11 protein-coding genes and 4 tRNA genes are annotated in these 16,780 nt (G+C 58.1%); all 15 read left to right on the plus strand.

The annotated features are described in order from the left end of the window. The first annotated feature begins 116 nt into the window (after positions 1–116). The 15 genes from HB633_RS28350 (at position 117) to rpsL (ending at position 16,713) form a co-directional block, all read left to right on the plus strand. Positions 117–202 (plus strand) — tRNA-Tyr (locus tag HB633_RS28350). Between the two features lie 36 nt (positions 203–238). Then, positions 239–312 (plus strand) — tRNA-Gly (locus tag HB633_RS28355). 12 nt (positions 313–324) lie between these two features. Beyond that, positions 325–399 (plus strand) — tRNA-Thr (locus HB633_RS28360). Between the two features lie 65 nt (positions 400–464). After that, entirely contained in the window at positions 465–1,655 is a 1,191-nt protein-coding gene (gene tuf / locus HB633_RS28365) for an elongation factor Tu (RefSeq protein ID WP_213781494.1), read from the plus strand. 74 nt (positions 1,656–1,729) lie between these two features. Then, positions 1,730–1,805 (plus strand) — tRNA-Trp (locus tag HB633_RS28370). A 34-nt stretch (positions 1,806–1,839) separates the two neighbouring features. Continuing rightward, positions 1,840–2,220, plus strand: coding sequence for a preprotein translocase subunit SecE (gene secE, locus HB633_RS28375; protein ID WP_056355385.1), 381 nt, complete (start codon positions 1,840–1,842; stop codon positions 2,218–2,220). Between the two features lies 1 nt (position 2,221). Beyond that, entirely contained in the window at positions 2,222–2,779 is a 558-nt protein-coding gene (gene nusG, locus HB633_RS28380) for a transcription termination/antitermination protein NusG (protein ID WP_047845328.1), read from the plus strand. A gap of 155 nt (positions 2,780–2,934) precedes the next feature. Next, the gene (rplK, locus tag HB633_RS28385) at positions 2,935–3,366 is read left to right on the plus strand and encodes a 50S ribosomal protein L11 (protein ID WP_056355388.1); all 432 of its coding nucleotides are present in this window, start codon (positions 2,935–2,937) and stop codon (positions 3,364–3,366) included. Continuing rightward, positions 3,367–4,062: a 50S ribosomal protein L1 gene (rplA, locus tag HB633_RS28390; RefSeq protein ID WP_056355390.1), complete on the plus strand. Its 696-nt coding sequence runs from the start codon at positions 3,367–3,369 to the stop codon at positions 4,060–4,062. It abuts the gene before it with no gap. A gap of 297 nt (positions 4,063–4,359) precedes the next feature. Further along, positions 4,360–4,890: a 50S ribosomal protein L10 gene (rplJ, locus tag HB633_RS28395; RefSeq protein ID WP_056355392.1), complete on the plus strand. Its 531-nt coding sequence runs from the start codon at positions 4,360–4,362 to the stop codon at positions 4,888–4,890. A gap of 75 nt (positions 4,891–4,965) precedes the next feature. Further along, positions 4,966–5,334: a 50S ribosomal protein L7/L12 gene (rplL, locus tag HB633_RS28400; RefSeq protein ID WP_056355393.1), complete on the plus strand. Its 369-nt coding sequence runs from the start codon at positions 4,966–4,968 to the stop codon at positions 5,332–5,334. Between the two features lie 367 nt (positions 5,335–5,701). Further along, the gene (rpoB, locus tag HB633_RS28405) at positions 5,702–9,808 is read left to right on the plus strand and encodes a DNA-directed RNA polymerase subunit beta (RefSeq protein WP_213781495.1); all 4,107 of its coding nucleotides are present in this window, start codon (positions 5,702–5,704) and stop codon (positions 9,806–9,808) included. 21 nt (positions 9,809–9,829) lie between these two features. Next, the gene (gene rpoC / locus HB633_RS28410; protein ID WP_056355400.1) at positions 9,830–14,077 is read left to right on the plus strand and encodes a DNA-directed RNA polymerase subunit beta'; all 4,248 of its coding nucleotides are present in this window, start codon (positions 9,830–9,832) and stop codon (positions 14,075–14,077) included. A gap of 193 nt (positions 14,078–14,270) precedes the next feature. Further along, the gene (gene recQ, locus HB633_RS28415) at positions 14,271–16,118 is read left to right on the plus strand and encodes a DNA helicase RecQ (protein WP_213781496.1); all 1,848 of its coding nucleotides are present in this window, start codon (positions 14,271–14,273) and stop codon (positions 16,116–16,118) included. 214 nt (positions 16,119–16,332) lie between these two features. Further along, a complete protein-coding gene (gene rpsL / locus HB633_RS28420) occupies positions 16,333–16,713 on the plus strand; it encodes a 30S ribosomal protein S12 (protein ID WP_035935550.1) in 381 nt (126 codons plus the stop codon). Positions 16,714–16,780 lie beyond the last annotated feature (67 nt).

Consider the following 16,780-nt stretch of genomic DNA (forward strand, 5'->3'; position numbering starts at 1 on the left):
CAAAAGTGGGGTTTTTGCGTTTACAGGCTCATGTATAAGTGAGAGACATCGAAATGTGGCATGCGCTGATGGCTTGACAAAGCGCTCAAGTTGCCTCATAATCGTCAGTTCTCTGCGGAGGGGTGCCCGAGTGGCTAAAGGGGGCAGACTGTAAATCTGTTGGCTTACGCCTACGTTGGTTCGAATCCAACCTCCTCCACCAGAACATGTAGCAAGCGTCGGGAATCGTTAGACCCAAGCGGGTGTAGCTCAATGGTAGAGCAGAAGCCTTCCAAGCTTATGACGAGGGTTCGATTCCCTTCACCCGCTCCAGCATCAAGGTCCGCCCATGTGGCTCAGTGGTAGAGCACTCCCTTGGTAAGGGAGAGGTCAGCAGTTCGATCCTGCTCATGGGCACCAGCAACATAGTCCACACTGTTTGCGCGCGGCGCAAGGTACGGAAAAATTCCTGTTAGGAGTCGAAAATGGCAAAAGGTAAATTCGAACGGACCAAGCCGCACGTCAACGTAGGCACGATTGGTCACGTCGACCACGGCAAGACCACGCTGACGGCAGCAATCGCGACGGTGTTGTCGAAGAAGTTCGGCGGCGAAGCGAAGGCGTATGACCAGATCGACGCGGCGCCGGAAGAAAAGGCACGTGGTATCACGATCAATACGGCCCACGTCGAGTACGAAACGCAAGCGCGTCACTACGCGCACGTTGACTGCCCGGGTCACGCCGACTATGTGAAGAACATGATTACGGGTGCAGCGCAGATGGACGGCGCAATCCTGGTGTGTTCGGCTGCAGACGGTCCGATGCCGCAAACGCGTGAGCACATCCTGTTGGCTCGCCAGGTTGGCGTGCCGTACATCATCGTGTTCTTGAACAAGTGCGACATGGTGGACGACGCCGAGTTGCTGGAACTTGTCGAAATGGAAGTGCGTGAGCTTCTGTCGAAGTACGATTTCCCGGGCGACGACACGCCGATCATCAAGGGTTCGGCCAAGCTGGCGCTGGAAGGCGATACGGGCGAGCTGGGCGAAGTAGCGATTCTGAACCTGGCCGATGCGCTGGACACGTACATCCCGACGCCGGAGCGCGCAGTGGACGGCACGTTCCTGATGCCGGTGGAAGACGTGTTCTCGATCTCGGGTCGCGGCACGGTGGTGACGGGTCGTATCGAGCGCGGTATCGTGAAGGTCGGCGAAGAAATCGAAATCATCGGTATCAAGCCGACGGTGAAGACGACGTGCACGGGCGTGGAAATGTTCCGCAAACTGCTGGACCAAGGTCAAGCGGGCGACAACGTGGGTATTCTGTTGCGCGGCACGAAGCGTGAAGACGTGGAGCGGGGTCAAGTGTTGGCCAAGCCGGGTTCGATCACGCCGCACACGCACTTCACGGCTGAAGTGTATGTGCTGAGCAAGGACGAAGGCGGTCGTCACACGCCGTTCTTCAACAACTATCGTCCGCAGTTCTACTTCCGTACCACGGACGTGACGGGTTCGATCGAGTTGCCGAAGGACAAGGAAATGGTCATGCCGGGCGACAACGTGTCGATCACGGTGAAGCTGATTGCACCGATCGCCATGGAAGAAGGTCTGCGCTTCGCTATCCGTGAAGGCGGTCGTACCGTCGGCGCCGGTGTCGTGGCCAAGGTTCTCGAGTAAGTCGAGCAACGCCAGAAATTGCTCGATAGTTTGTAGTTTTCGGGGTTAGCGAAATTGCTGACCCCAACTGGTTTAGGGGTATAGCTCAACTGGCAGAGCGTCGGTCTCCAAAACCGAAGGTTGGGGGTTCGATTCCCTCTGCCCCTGCCACAATCTTGCGTCTCCGGGCGCTGTTTAAGGTGTTATGGCGAATCCTTCCGTCGAAACTGTAAATACTTCCGGCGACAAGTTGATGTTGACCGCGGGCGTATTGTTGGTCTTGGCCGGGTTCGTAGGTTTCTTCTGGCTGAGTGGCCAGGAGTGGTACGTTCGCGGCGCCGCGCTGGCTGTCGGCTTGATCGCGGGTGTCGCGGTCGGTCTTCTCTCCGCACCGGGAAAAGGTTTTATCGCCTTTGCCAAAGATTCGTACAAAGAAGTCCGCAAAGTGGTGTGGCCGACGCGTAAGGAAGCCACGCAAACCACGCTGGTGGTCTTTGCATTTGTGCTTGTCATGGCAATCTTCTTATGGCTTAGCGATAAGTCGATCGAGTGGGTGATATTCTCGGTAATTCTGGGTTGGAGATGATATGAGCGAAGCACCGGCATCACCTAGCGGAAAACGTTGGTACGTCGTGCACGCCTACTCCGGCATGGAGAAGAGCGTGCAACGTGCGCTTCAGGAGCGCATCGACCGCGCCGGCATGCAGGATCAGTTTGGTCAAATTCTCGTCCCGACCGAAGAAGTCGTGGAAGTGAAGGGCGGTCACAAATCCGTAACTGAGCGTCGTTTCTTTCCGGGTTATGTACTCGTTGAGATGGAAATGACGGACGAGACGTGGCACTTGGTAAAGAACACGGCCAAGGTGACAGGTTTCGTTGGCGGGGCGCGCAATCGTCCGAGCCCAATCTCTCCGCGTGAAGTGGAAAAGATCATGTCGCAGATGCAGGAAGGCGTGGAGAAGCCGCGCCCGAAGACCCTGTTCGAAGTAGGCGAGATGGTGCGAGTCAAGGAAGGTCCGTTCACAGACTTCAACGGCAACGTCGAAGAAGTGAATTACGAAAAGTCACGGGTTCGCGTATCCGTAACGATTTTCGGACGTTCCACGCCCGTGGAGCTTGAATTCGGGCAAGTAGAGAAGGTTTAACGAGTATTCGTTGTTCGCCGCGCTCGAAGTGTGAACTTCGTAGCGCGGTTCGCGCTTACAGTCCGCGTATGACTGTTGAGGAGCGCCAGTAGCCATTTTGGCGAGCGCGCGTTATCACTCACCGAACGCTATCGCGTTCTGCAGAGGTTTTCAACATGGCAAAGAAAATCATCGGCTTTATCAAACTGCAGATTCCTGCAGGTAAAGCCAATCCGTCACCGCCGGTTGGTCCGGCACTGGGCCAGCGCGGCCTGAACATCATGGAGTTCTGCAAGGCGTTTAACGCGCAGACTCAAGCGATGGAGCCGGGTCTGCCCGTGCCGGTGGTTATTACGGCATTCGCGGACAAGAGCTTCACGTTCATCATGAAGACGCCGCCGGCTACCGTTCTGATCAAGAAGGCCGCGGCCATCCAGAAGGGTTCGCCGAAGCCTCACGTCGACAAGGTCGGCAATATCACGCGCGCACAAGCTGAAGAAATCGCGAAGACCAAGATGCCTGACCTTACGGCAGCAGATCTGGACGCAGCGGTTCGTACGATCGCGGGCAGCGCCCGTTCGATGGGCATCACCGTGGAGGGCGTGTAAATGGCTAAGCTTTCTAAGCGTCTTCAAACGCTCGCTACCAAGGTAGACCGCATGAAGCTGTATCCGATCGACGACGCTCTGTCGATCGTGAAGGAATGCGCAAGCGCTAAGTTCGATGAATCCATCGACGTGGCTGTGCAACTCGGCATTGACGCCAAGAAGTCGGACCAAGTGGTTCGTGGCTCGGTCGTGTTGCCTGCCGGTACCGGCAAGTCGGTTCGCGTTGCTGTGTTTGCGCAAGGCGAAAAGGCTGAACAAGCACGTGCAGCTGGTGCAGAAGTGGTCGGTATGGAAGACCTGGCTGAACAAGTCAAGGCTGGTAACTTAAACTTCGACGTCGTGATTGCCTCGCCGGACACGATGCGCGTTGTCGGTACGCTCGGTCAGATTCTTGGCCCGCGCGGCCTGATGCCGAACCCGAAGGTTGGTACCGTGACGGCCGACGTTGCTCAGGCAGTTCGCAACGCCAAGGCTGGTCAGGTCCAGTTCCGCGTTGACAAAGGCGGGATCATCCACGCAACCATCGGCCGTGCATCGTTCGAGCCGGCGTCGTTGCGTCAGAATTTGTCGGCACTGGTGGACGCCCTGCAAAAGGCTAAGCCGGCGACCAGCAAGGGCGTGTATCTGCGCAAGATCGCATTGTCGAGCACCATGGGTGTTGGTGTGCGCGTCGACCACGCAACGCTCTCGCAGTAAAGAATCATGCATTGGTTCACGTCGATTCGTGAACCGGTGTTAAGGGCTTTGGGCGGTTGCAAGCTGCAGTTTGGCGGGCAACCGGTTGTCAAAGACCGTTGGCGGGAGCGCAGCAGTCGGGCGTGACCTTAATGCAAGCCAACGCAGATGGCGAACCCGTAACAGTTTTGGTGTGGTTGAAGTCGGTTGTCGCGTGTCGTGAGGTGCGCACTAGCCGGTCGAAATACTCCTGACAGGTCGGACGCCGTTGTTGAACGCGATGCGCTAAGTTGGCGCATCGAATTTGGAGGTTTAACCGTGCCACTGAACAAAGAAGACAAGCAGGCAGTTGTCGCTGAAGTCGCCGCGCAAGTCGCGAAGGCTCAGACGATGGTGCTCGCTGAGTATCGTGGAATTGCGGTTGGCGATCTGACCAAGCTGCGCGCAAAGGCTCGCGAGCAACAAGTGTATCTCCGCGTGTTGAAAAACACGTTGGCGCGTCGCGCCGTGGAAGGTACGCCGTTCGCTCCGCTGGCCGAGCAGATGACTGGTCCTCTGATCTACGGCATCTCTGAAGATGCAATTGCTGCTGCCAAGGTTGTTAATGACTTCGGCAAAACCAATGACAAGTTGATCATCAAGGCTGGTTCCTACGAAGGCAACGTGATGGACAAGGCGGCTGTGCAAGCACTCGCCAACATCCCGAGCCGCGAAGAACTGCTCTCCAAGCTGTTGTACGTCATGCAAGCTCCCGTCTCTGGCTTCGCGCGCGCTTTGGCCGCGCTTGCCGAGAAGAAGGGTGGCGGCGCAGAAGCTCCGGCTGAAGCGCAACCGGAAGCTACTGCTTAACATACCGCGCTTGGTTGCCTGGTTAGGCTTACAAGATCGCTGGCTGTATCCGAATTCAATTTAGGAGTATCTCAAATGGCAATCGCAAAAGAAGACATCCTCGAAGCAGTAAGCTCGATGTCGGTTCTGGAATTGAACGAGCTGGTCAAGGCGTTCGAAGAAAAGTTTGGCGTGTCGGCTGCTGCCGTAGCTGTTGCTGGCCCCGCTGGTGCCGCTGCAGTTGCTGAAGAGCAAACCGAATTCACGGTGAACCTGGTTGAGGTGGGCGCGAACAAGGTTTCGGTCATTAAGGCTGTTCGTGAACTGACGGGTCTCGGCCTGAAGGAAGCGAAGGACCTGGTTGACGGCGCACCGAAGGCAGTTAAGGAATCGGTACCGAAGGCTGCTGCTGAAGAAGCCAAGAAGAAGCTGGAAGAAGCAGGCGCCAAGGCTGAAATCAAGTAAGTTTGGCTGCGCTTTGCTAAGGCTGGCGGTCTATGACCGCCGGCCTTTTTCCGCTTTGTGAGGACTATGTTTTGAGTCGTTGGTTTTGGCAACAATGACCACATAGAAGCCAAAGAAAAACATCGGTTGGGAAGTTTTGCCGATTCTTTTCTTTGTCTTCTGAAGCGACTGCAGAAGGCAAGTTTGGTCGGGTAGCGGGAAACATAGGCATCCGCTGCCGTCAGCCAGCGGTTGGTAGCGGCCAACCACCAAGCTTCTAGGCTCGTTCGTCCCTCCCCGGGCGTATGGCGAGTCTCAGTCGGTGAACACCGGGTCGTGTCATCGAGGTATCCCGCCTCGGCAACGCCCGCCGTGATTCGGAGATCGTATGCAATATTCCTTCACCGAGAAGAAGCGTATTCGCAAGAGTTTCGCGAAACGCCCCATCGTTCACCAGGTTCCCTTTCTGCTGGCTACCCAGCTTGAATCATTCAGCACCTTTCTGCAAGAGACCACCAGCGCAACACAGCGTAAAGCGGAAGGGTTGCAAGCAGCGTTTTCATCGGTGTTCCCAATCGTTTCGCACAACGGGTTTGCGCGTCTCGAATTCGTGAGCTACATGCTCTCGCCGCCGGCATTCAACATCAAGGAATGTCAGCAGCGTGGTTTGACGTACTGCTCCGCCTTGCGCGCCAAGGTGCGCCTGGTGCTGCTCGACAAGGAATCGCCGAGCAAGCCGGTCGTCAAGGAAGTGAAGGAGCAGGAAGTCTACATGGGCGAAATGCCGCTCATGACGCCGACCGGTTCGTTCGTCATCAACGGCACGGAACGCGTGATCGTGTCCCAGCTGCATCGTTCGCCTGGCGTGTTTTTCGAACACGACAAGGGCAAGACGCACAGCTCGGGCAAGCTGCTTTTCTCGGCTCGTATCATCCCTTACCGTGGTTCGTGGCTCGACTTCGAATTCGACCCGAAGGACGTGCTGTATTTCCGCGTCGACCGTCGCCGGAAAATGCCGGTGACGATCCTGCTGAAGGCCATTGGCCTGACGCCGGAACAGATCCTCGCTAACTTCTTCGTATTCGATAACTTCGGTCTAATGGCCGAAGGCGCGCAAATGGAATTCGTGCCGGAACGCCTGCGCGGTGAAGTCGCGCGTTTCGACATTCAGGATCGTGAAGGCAACGTCATTGTCCAGAAGGACAAGCGGATCAATGCAAAGCACATTCGCGACCTCGAAGCCGCGAAGACGAAGTTCATCTCGGTGCCGGAAGACTATTTGCTCGGCCGCGTGCTGGCAAAGAACGTCGTGGACGGCGAGACGGGCGAAGTGATCGCAAACGCGAATGACGAGATCACCGAAACCGTGCTCGATAAGCTGCGCGAGTCGAAGGTCAAGGACATCCAGACGCTCTACACGAACGATCTGGATCAAGGTCCGTACATCTCGTCGACGCTGCGCATTGACGAAACGGCCGACCGCATGGCTGCGCGTATTGCGATTTACCGCATGATGCGCCCGGGCGAGCCGCCGACTGAAGAAGCCGTCGAGGCGCTGTTCAACCGTCTGTTCTATAGCGAAGACGCGTACGACCTCTCGAAGGTGGGTCGTATGAAGTTCAACCGCCGTGTAGGCCGCGACGAAATCATCGGTCCGATGACGCTGCAGGACGAGGACATCCTTGCGACCATCAAGATCCTGGTCGAGCTGCGCAACGGAAAGGGCGAAGTCGATGACATCGATCACCTGGGCAATCGCCGTGTGCGTTGCGTCGGTGAATTGGCTGAGAACCAGTTCCGTGCGGGCCTCGTGCGCGTGGAACGGGCTGTGAAGGAACGTCTGGGTCAGGCTGAAAGTGAGAACCTGATGCCGCACGACCTGATCAACTCGAAGCCGATTTCGTCTGCCATTCGTGAGTTCTTCGGTTCGTCGCAGTTGTCGCAGTTTATGGACCAGACAAACCCGCTGTCGGAAATTACCCACAAGCGCCGTGTATCGGCTCTTGGACCGGGCGGTTTGACGCGTGAACGCGCTGGCTTCGAAGTCCGCGACGTGCACCCGACTCATTATGGTCGCGTATGCCCGATTGAAACGCCGGAAGGTCCGAACATCGGCCTGATCAACTCGCTCGCGCTGTACGCGCACTTGAACGAATACGGTTTCCTAGAGACGCCGTATCGGAAAGTGGTGGACGGCAAGGTGACCGATCAGATCGATTACCTGTCGGCGATTGAAGAAGGCCGTTACGTGATCGCTCAGGCGAATGCGTCGCTGGGCGAAGGCGGCACGCTGACCGACGAACTGGTTTCGTCGCGTGAAGCTGGCGAAACGCTGATGGTCACACCGGACCGCATCCAGTACATGGACGTGGCGCCGTCGCAGATCGTGTCCGTGGCTGCTTCGCTGATTCCGTTCCTTGAACACGATGACGCGAACCGCGCATTGATGGGCTCGAACATGCAGCGTCAGGCCGTGCCTTGCCTGCGTCCTGAAAAGGCCGTGGTCGGTACGGGCATTGAACGTACGGTGGCGGTCGACTCGGGTACGACGGTTCAGGCATTCCGCGGCGGTATCGTGGATTACGTCGATGCCGGCCGTATCGTGATTCGCGTGAACGACGACGAAGCTGTCGCCGGCGAAGTCGGTGTCGACATCTACAACCTGATCAAGTACACGCGTTCGAACCAGAACACGAACATCAACCAGCGCCCGATCGTGAAGGTCGGCGACAAGGTTGGCCGTGGCGACGTCGTGGCCGACGGTGCATCGACCGATCTGGGCGAGCTCGCGCTTGGCCAGAACATGCTCGTCGCGTTCATGCCGTGGAACGGCTACAACTTCGAAGATTCGATCCTGATCTCGGAGAAGGTCGTTGCTGAAGATCGCTACACGTCGATCCACATCGAAGAACTGAATGTGGTCGCGCGCGACACGAAGCTCGGGCCGGAAGAAATCACGCGCGACATCTCGAACCTGGCTGAAGTGCAACTCGGCCGTCTTGATGAGTCGGGCATTGTGTACATCGGCGCTGAAGTTGAAGCGGGCGACGTGCTGGTCGGCAAGGTCACGCCGAAGGGCGAAACCCAGCTGACGCCGGAAGAAAAGCTGCTGCGCGCGATCTTCGGTGAGAAAGCATCTGACGTGAAGGATACGTCGCTGCGCGTGCCGTCGGGCATGAGCGGAACGGTGATCGACGTGCAAGTGTTCACGCGCGAAGGCATTACGCGCGACAAGCGTGCACAGCAGATCATCGATGACGAACTGAAGCGTTATCGCCTGGACTTGAACGATCAGCTGCGCATTGTGGAAGGCGACGCGTTCTCGCGTCTCGCCCGTATGCTCAACGGCAAGATCGCAAACGGCGGTCCAAAGAAGCTGGCGAAGGGCACGGCGATCGATCTGCCGTACCTGGAAGATCTGGATCATTACCACTGGTTCGACATCCGTCTGGCCGATGAAGAAGCCGCTGCGCAACTGGAAGCCATCAAGGATTCCATCGAACAAAAGCGTCACCAGTTCGACCTGGCGTTCGAAGAAAAGCGCAAGAAGCTGACGCAAGGCGACGAACTGCCGCCGGGCGTGCTGAAGATGGTCAAGGTTTACCTGGCTGTGAAGCGTCGTCTGCAACCGGGCGACAAGATGGCCGGCCGTCACGGTAACAAGGGTGTTGTGTCGAAGATCGTGCCGATCGAAGACATGCCGTACATGGCCGACGGCCGTCCGGCCGACGTCGTGCTGAACCCGCTGGGCGTGCCTTCACGGATGAACGTGGGTCAGATTCTCGAAGTTCATCTGGGCTGGGCCGCGAAGGGCCTAGGCTGGCGTATCGGCGAGATGCTGCAGCATCAGGCGAAGGTTGAAGAGCTCCGTGCATTCCTGACGAAGATCTACAACGAGTCGGGCCGTCAGGAAGAGCTGGAAAACTTCACGGACGACGAAATCGTCGAACTGGCGAAGAACCTGCGCGAAGGCGTTCCTTTTGCAACGCCGGTGTTCGACGGCGCAACGGAAGGCGAAATGGAACGTGCGCTGGATCTGGCGTTCCCGGACGACATCGCGAAGCAGCTTGGCATGACGAAGTCGAAGAATCAGGTGCAGTTGAGCGACGGCCGCACGGGTGAACCGTTCGAACGGACGGTCACGGTGGGCTACATGCATTACCTGAAACTGCATCACTTGGTCGACGACAAGATGCACGCCCGTTCGACCGGACCGTACTCGCTCGTCACGCAGCAGCCGCTGGGTGGTAAGGCGCAGTTCGGTGGCCAGCGTTTCGGTGAGATGGAAGTGTGGGCGCTCGAAGCTTATGGCGCTTCGTACGTGCTGCAGGAAATGCTGACTGTTAAGTCGGATGACGTGGCGGGTCGTACCAAGGTGTATGAAAACCTGGTCAAGGGTGACCACGTGATCGACGCCGGCATGCCTGAGTCGTTCAATGTGTTGGTGAAGGAAATCCGGTCGCTCGGTATCGACATCGACCTGGACCGGAACTAATCGGACTACTGGAGAGACGCAATGAAAGCTCTGCTCGATCTATTCAAGCAAGTCCAACAACCTGAAGTTTTTGACGCGATCAAGATCGGTCTGGCGTCGCCAGACAAGATCCGTTCGTGGTCCTTCGGCGAAGTGAAGAAGCCTGAAACCATCAACTACCGGACGTTCAAGCCGGAACGCGATGGCCTGTTCTGCGCCAAGATTTTTGGCCCGATCAAGGACTACGAGTGCCTGTGCGGCAAGTACAAGCGCCTGAAGCACCGCGGCGTGATCTGCGAAAAGTGCGGCGTCGAAGTGACGCTTGCCAAGGTGCGTCGCGAACGGATGGGCCACATTGAACTGGCCTCGCCGGTTGCGCACATCTGGTTTTTGAAGTCGTTGCCGTCGCGTCTGGGCATGGTGCTCGACATGACGCTGCGCGATATCGAACGCGTGCTGTATTTCGAAGCATATGTGGTGATCGAACCGGGCATGACGCCGCTGAAAGCGCGGCAGATCATGACGGAAGAGGATTACTACAATAAGGTCGAGGAATACGGCGACGAATTCCGTGCCGAAATGGGCGCGGAAGGCGTGCGTGAACTGCTGCGCGCGATCAACATCGACGAACAGGTCGAGTTGCTGCGCACCGAACTCAAGAACACGGGTTCGGAAGCGAAGATCAAGAAGTACGCGAAGCGCCTGAAAGTGCTCGAGGCATTCCAGCGTTCGGGCATCAAGCCTGACTGGATGGTGCTGGAAGTGCTGCCGGTGCTGCCGCCGGAACTGCGTCCGCTCGTGCCGCTCGACGGCGGCCGTTTCGCGACGTCGGATTTGAACGACTTGTATCGTCGGGTGATCAACCGTAACAACCGGTTGAAGCGTCTGCTCGAACTGAAGGCGCCTGAAATCATTGTCCGCAACGAAAAGCGGATGCTGCAGGAAGCCGTCGATTCGCTGCTCGACAACGGTCGTCGCGGTAAGGCAATGACCGGCGCGAACAAGCGTCCGCTGAAGTCGCTCGCTGACATGATCAAGGGTAAGGGCGGTCGTTTCCGTCAGAACTTGCTCGGTAAGCGCGTTGACTATTCGGGCCGTTCGGTGATCGTGGTGGGCCCGACGCTCAAGCTGCATCAGTGCGGTCTGCCGAAGCTGATGGCGCTCGAACTGTTCAAGCCTTTCATCTTCAACAAGCTGGAAGTGATGGGCGTTGCTACGACCATCAAGGCCGCGAAGAAGGAAGTCGAGAACCAGACGGCCGTGGTGTGGGACATCTTGGAAGAGGTGATCCGCGAACATCCGGTCATGCTGAACCGCGCGCCTACGCTTCACCGACTTGGCATTCAGGCTTTCGAGCCGGTGCTGATCGAAGGTAAGGCTATCCAGCTGCATCCGCTCGTTTGCGCGGCGTTCAACGCCGACTTCGACGGTGACCAGATGGCTGTTCACGTGCCGCTGTCGCTCGAAGCGCAGATGGAAGCGCGCACGCTGATGCTGGCGTCGAACAACGTCTTGTTCCCGGCTAACGGCGATCCGTCGATCGTGCCGTCGCAGGATATCGTGCTGGGTCTTTACTACGCATCGCGTGAAGCGGTGAACGGCAAGGGCGAAGGCATGACGTTCACGGGCGTGTCGGAAGCGATTCGCGCGTACGAAAACAAGGAAGTCGAGCTGGCGTCGCGGGTGAATGTCCGGATTACGGAAAACATTCATAACCCGGATCAAAGCGAAGGCGCACCGAAGTTCGTGCCGAAGATCACGCTGTACGCAACCACCGTTGGCCGTTCGATTCTGTCGGAAATTCTCCCGCCAGGACTGCCGTTCTCGGTGCTGAACCGACCGCTTAAGAAGAAGGAAATTTCGCGCCTGATCAACACGGCATTCCGCAAGTGTGGTCTGCGCGAAACGGTGATCTTCGCCGACCAACTGATGCAGATGGGTTTCCGTCTGGCTACGCGCGCCGGTATTTCGATTTGCGTCGACGACATGCTTGTGCCGCCGCAAAAAGAACAGATCGTCGGCGACGCTGCGAAGAAGGTGAAGGAATACGACCGTCAGTACATGTCGGGTCTCGTCACTTCGCAAGAGCGCTACAACAACGTGGTCGACATCTGGTCGGCAACGTCGGAAGCGGTCGGCAAGGCGATGATGGAGCAGTTGGCTACGGAACCCGTGGTCGACCGCGACGGCAATCAGACGAAGCAGGAATCGTTCAACTCGATCTACATGATGGCCGACTCGGGCGCACGTGGATCGGCAGTTCAGATTCGTCAGCTGGCCGGTATGCGTGGCCTGATGGCGAAGCCGGACGGCTCGATCATCGAGACGCCTATCACGGCGAACTTCCGTGAAGGCCTGAACGTGTTGCAGTACTTCATCTCGACGCACGGTGCACGTAAAGGTCTGGCCGATACGGCGTTGAAGACGGCGAACTCGGGTTACCTGACGCGTCGTCTCGTTGACGTGACGCAGGATCTGGTCGTGGTCGAAGACGATTGCGGCACGACGAACGGCGTTGCCATGAAGGCGCTGGTTGAAGGTGGTGAAGTCGTCGAAGCCTTGCGTGACCGGATTTTGGGTCGCGTGGCGGTGGCTGACGTCGTCAACCCCGAAACGCAGGAAACGCTGTTTGAATCGGGTTCGCTGCTCGACGAAGATGCGGTCGACGAAATCGAACGCCTGGGTATCGACGAAGTGCGCGTGCGCACGCCGTTGACCTGCGAAACGCGTTACGGCCTGTGCGCTTCGTGCTATGGCCGCGACCTGGGTCGTGGTTCGCGCGTGAACGTCGGCGAAGCGGTTGGTGTGATCGCGGCTCAGTCGATTGGTGAGCCGGGTACGCAGCTGACCATGCGTACGTTCCACATCGGTGGTGCGGCGTCGCGTGCGGCGATCGCTTCGTCGGTGGAAGCGAAGTCGAACGGTACGGTGCGTTTCACGGCGACCATGCGTTACGTCACGAATGCGAAGGGCGAGCAGATCGTCATCTCGCGTTCGGGCGAGGCGATCATTGCCGACGACCTCGGTCGTGAACGTGAACGTCACAAAATCCCGTACGGCGCAACGTTGCTGCAACTCGACGGTGTCCAGATCAAGGCTGGTGCGCAACTGGCTCAATGGGATCCGTTGACCCGTCCGATCATCACCGAGTGGGGCGGTACGGTGAAGTTCGAAAACGTCGAAGAAGGCGTGACGGTGGCGAAGCAGATCGACGACGTGACGGGGCTTTCAACGCTCGTCGTGATCGACGTGAAGCGTCGTGGTTCGCAGGCGTCGAAGAGCGTTCGTCCGCAGGTGAAGCTGCTCGATGCACAAGGCGAAGAAGTCAAGATCCCGAACACCGAGCATTCGGTGCAGATCGGCTTCCAGGTTGGCGCACTGATCACCGTGAAGGATGGTCAGCAAGTGCAGGTTGGTGAAGTGCTGGCACGTATCCCGGTTGAAGCGCAGAAGACGCGTGACATTACCGGTGGTCTGCCGCGCGTGGCCGAGCTGTTCGAAGCGCGCTCGCCGAAGGACGCCGGCATCTTGGCGGAAGTCACGGGTACGACGTCGTTCGGTAAGGACACGAAGGGCAAGCAGCGTCTGGTTATTACCGACGTGGAAGGGGAACAGCATGAGTTCCTGATCACGAAGGAAAAGCAGGTGCTGGTGCACGATGGTCAGGTCGTCAACAAGGGCGAAATGATCGTTGACGGCCCGGCTGATCCGCACGACATCTTGCGTTTGCAGGGTATCGAGGCGCTGGCGCGTTACATCGTGGACGAAGTGCAGGACGTGTATCGTCTGCAGGGCGTGAAGATCAACGACAAGCACATCGAAGTGATCGTGCGTCAGATGTTGCGTCGCGTGCAGATCTCCGATAACGGCGATACGCGTTTCATCATGGGCGAACAGGTTGAGCGTTCGGACATGCTGGACGAAAACGACCGGATGGCCGCGGAAGGCAAGATCCCCGCGACTTACGAGAACGTGCTGCTGGGTATTACGAAGGCATCGCTCTCGACCGATTCGTTTATTTCGGCTGCATCGTTCCAGGAAACGACGCGCGTGCTGACCGAAGCCGCAATCATGGGCAAGCGCGACGATTTGCGCGGTCTGAAGGAAAACGTGATCGTCGGCCGCCTGATTCCGGCCGGTACGGGTCTCGCGTTCCACAAGGCACGCAAGAGCCGCGAGTTGTCGGATCGTCAACGTTTCGACCAGATTGCAGCGGAAGAATCGTTCGAGTTCGGTACGCCCGAAGCCGCACCTGTCGCACCCGCAGAACAGCAACATCCGGCGGAGTAAGTCCTTTGGTTCGGGCCTCCTTACGGGTCCGAGCTTGATTGACTGATTCGCTAGCATCAGAAGCCGCCCGGGTCATACCGGGCGGTTTTTTTTTGCTCTATCGATTGGCTAACGTCGAGCCGATGCCCGTTTAAGCATGCTTGACGTTGGTAAAATCGAAGTACTCACGCTTCCGACGCACTCCGTCTTCTCAATGTCCCGTTCGCTCGAAATTCTCAAGGAAGTATTTGGCTATCCCGCGTTCCGGGGGCAGCAGGGCGATATCGTCGAACATGTAGCCGCCGGCGGCGATTCGCTCGTGCTTATGCCAACGGGCGGCGGCAAGTCGTTGTGTTATCAGATTCCTGCTTTGTTAAGACGCGAGGCGGGGTTCGGCGCGGGAATTGTCGTGTCGCCGCTGATTGCGTTGATGCAGGATCAGGTCGCAGCGCTTAGCGAAGTCGGCGTGCGCGCCGCTTGCCTCAATTCCACGCTGACCGGTGCCGAAGCCGCGGCGACCGAGCGTGCATTGCGCAACGGCGAGATCGATCTGTTGTACGTCGCGCCTGAGCGCTTGATGACGCCGCGCTTTCTCGAGTTGATCGAGAGCGTGCGCATTGGTTTGTTTGCTATCGACGAAGCGCATTGCGTATCGCAATGGGGGCATGATTTCAGGCCGGAATATATCCAGTTGTCGGTGCTGCATGAGCGGTTTCCGTCGGTGCCGCGGATCGCACTAACGGCCACCGCCGACGCCATTACACGCGATGAAATCGTGCATCGCCTCGCTCTGGACGACGCACAGATTTTCGTTTCGAGCTTCGACCGGCCGAACATTCGATACCGGATCGTGGAGAAGGACAACGCGCGCGCGCAGCTGCTCGATTTCATCCGTGCCGAGCACACGAATACCGATAAAACCACCGACGCCGGCGTGATCTATTGCCTCTCCCGGCGCAAGGTGGAAGAAACGGCGGATTGGCTGAAAAGCCAGGGCGTGCGCGCGTTGCCTTATCACGCGGGCATGGAGTATGAGACGCGCCAACGACATCAGGAAATGTTCAAGCGCGAAGAGGGCATCGTGATGTGCGCGACGATTGCTTTCGGCATGGGTATCGACAAGCCGGATGTGCGCTTCGTCGCGCATCTTGATTTACCAAAGAGCGTTGAAGGCTATTACCAGGAAACCGGCCGCGCGGGCCGCGACGGCATGCCGGCGAACGCGTGGATGGCTTACGGCCTTGGCGACGTAGTCCAGCAGCGCAAGATGATCGACGAATCCGACGCCGACGATACCCACAAACGTGTCCAGGGCGGCAAGCTCGACGCGCTGCTTGGACTGTGTGAAGCGGCGTCATGCCGGCGCGTGCGCTTGCTCGGCTACTTCGGCGAAGCCAGCCAGCCGTGCGGCAATTGCGACACGTGCCTCGAGCCGCCTGAATCGTGGGATGCAACGCGCGAGGCGCAGATGGCGCTGTCCTGTGTATATCGCGCGTACAAGGCCAGTGGTTTCCACTTTGGCGCAGGGCATTTGATCGATATCCTGCGCGGCAGCCGCTCTGAGAAATTGCTCCAGCGTGGTCACGAAAAACTTTCCACATTCGGACTTGGTGCCGCGTTGTCCGAGCAGGAATGGCGCGCTGTGTTTCGCCAACTGGTCGCGTTCGGTTACCTTGCTGTCGACCACGACGGATTCGGCGCGCTGGTTCTCACCGAGGCAAGCAAGGCCGTGCTCAAGGGCGAGCAGAACGTGACGCTGCGCAAATATGTAAAACCGACGCGGACTCGCCAGTCCTCCAGCCGGACAGGTGAACGCGCCGATCCGACCGCAGGCATGTCGCCCCGGGTCAAAGCCCGCTGGGAGCGGTTGCGCACGTGGCGCGCAAGCATGGCGAAAAGCGACGGCGTGCCGGCCTACGTCATTTTCCACGATGCGACGCTGGCGGAAATCGCGCGCAACGAACCGGATTCCATCGAAGATTTGCGGCACATCCCGGGAATTGGTGCGCGCAAACTGGACCGTTTCGGCGACGAATTGCTGGAAGTCGTCGGCGCCGACTAGCTTTCGCCGCGCCGGCCGTTCCGGTCTACACCCAAGCTATTGACCGCATTGGGAATTTCGGATTATGATGCTAGGTTCTCGTTCTTGGATCTGCTTACAGGGTCCCCTCGGGGTTCTCCTCGCACGCATGAACACGGCGGGAAAGTTCGATGCGCAGGCCGTTTTGCTTTGCCCGAAACGGAAGCGTCGATTTTGATCAATTTAGGAATAGACAATGCCAACCATCAATCAATTGGTTCGCAAAGGCCGCGCTTCCGAAACAGTGAAGAGCAAGTCGCCGGCTTTGCAGGACTGCCCGCAGCGTCGCGGCGTGTGCACTCGCGTGTACACGACGACGCCGAAGAAGCCGAACTCGGCACTTCGTAAAGTTGCAAAAGTTCGTCTGACGAACGGTTTCGAAGTTATTTCGTACATCGGTGGTGAAGGCCACAACCTGCAGGAACACTCGGTTGTGCTGATTCGCGGCGGTCGTGTGAAAGACTTGCCAGGTGTGCGCTACCACATGGTTCGAGGCTCGCTGGATACCCAGGGCGTCAAGGATCGTAAGCAAGCTCGCTCGAAGTACGGTGCGAAGCGCGCCAAGGCCGGCAAGTAAGTTTTCGCTGGTTGAGTTGTACAGGTTGCCCGTAACAGGGCGTTCAAGCGGTGGTGCCGGAAATGCC

Source organism: Caballeronia sp. dw_276, assembly GCF_018449635.1.
Classification (GTDB): domain Bacteria; phylum Pseudomonadota; class Gammaproteobacteria; order Burkholderiales; family Burkholderiaceae; genus Caballeronia.

Bases quoted from the DNA above. Each gene is read 5' to 3' on its own strand.
- tuf (WP_213781494.1), top strand. From the start codon at position 465: ATGGCAAAAGGTAAATTCGAACGGACCAAGCCGCACGTCAACGTAGGC.
- secE (WP_056355385.1), top strand. From the start codon at position 1,840: ATGGCGAATCCTTCCGTCGAAACTGTAAATACTTCCGGCGACAAGTTG.
- nusG (WP_047845328.1), top strand. From the start codon at position 2,222: ATGAGCGAAGCACCGGCATCACCTAGCGGAAAACGTTGGTACGTCGTG.
- rplK (WP_056355388.1), top strand. From the start codon at position 2,935: ATGGCAAAGAAAATCATCGGCTTTATCAAACTGCAGATTCCTGCAGGT.
- rplA (WP_056355390.1), top strand. From the start codon at position 3,367: ATGGCTAAGCTTTCTAAGCGTCTTCAAACGCTCGCTACCAAGGTAGAC.
- rplL (WP_056355393.1), top strand. From the start codon at position 4,966: ATGGCAATCGCAAAAGAAGACATCCTCGAAGCAGTAAGCTCGATGTCG.
- rpoB (WP_213781495.1), top strand. From the start codon at position 5,702: ATGCAATATTCCTTCACCGAGAAGAAGCGTATTCGCAAGAGTTTCGCG.
- rpoC (WP_056355400.1), top strand. From the start codon at position 9,830: ATGAAAGCTCTGCTCGATCTATTCAAGCAAGTCCAACAACCTGAAGTT.
- recQ (WP_213781496.1), top strand. From the start codon at position 14,271: ATGTCCCGTTCGCTCGAAATTCTCAAGGAAGTATTTGGCTATCCCGCG.
- rpsL (WP_035935550.1), top strand. From the start codon at position 16,333: ATGCCAACCATCAATCAATTGGTTCGCAAAGGCCGCGCTTCCGAAACA.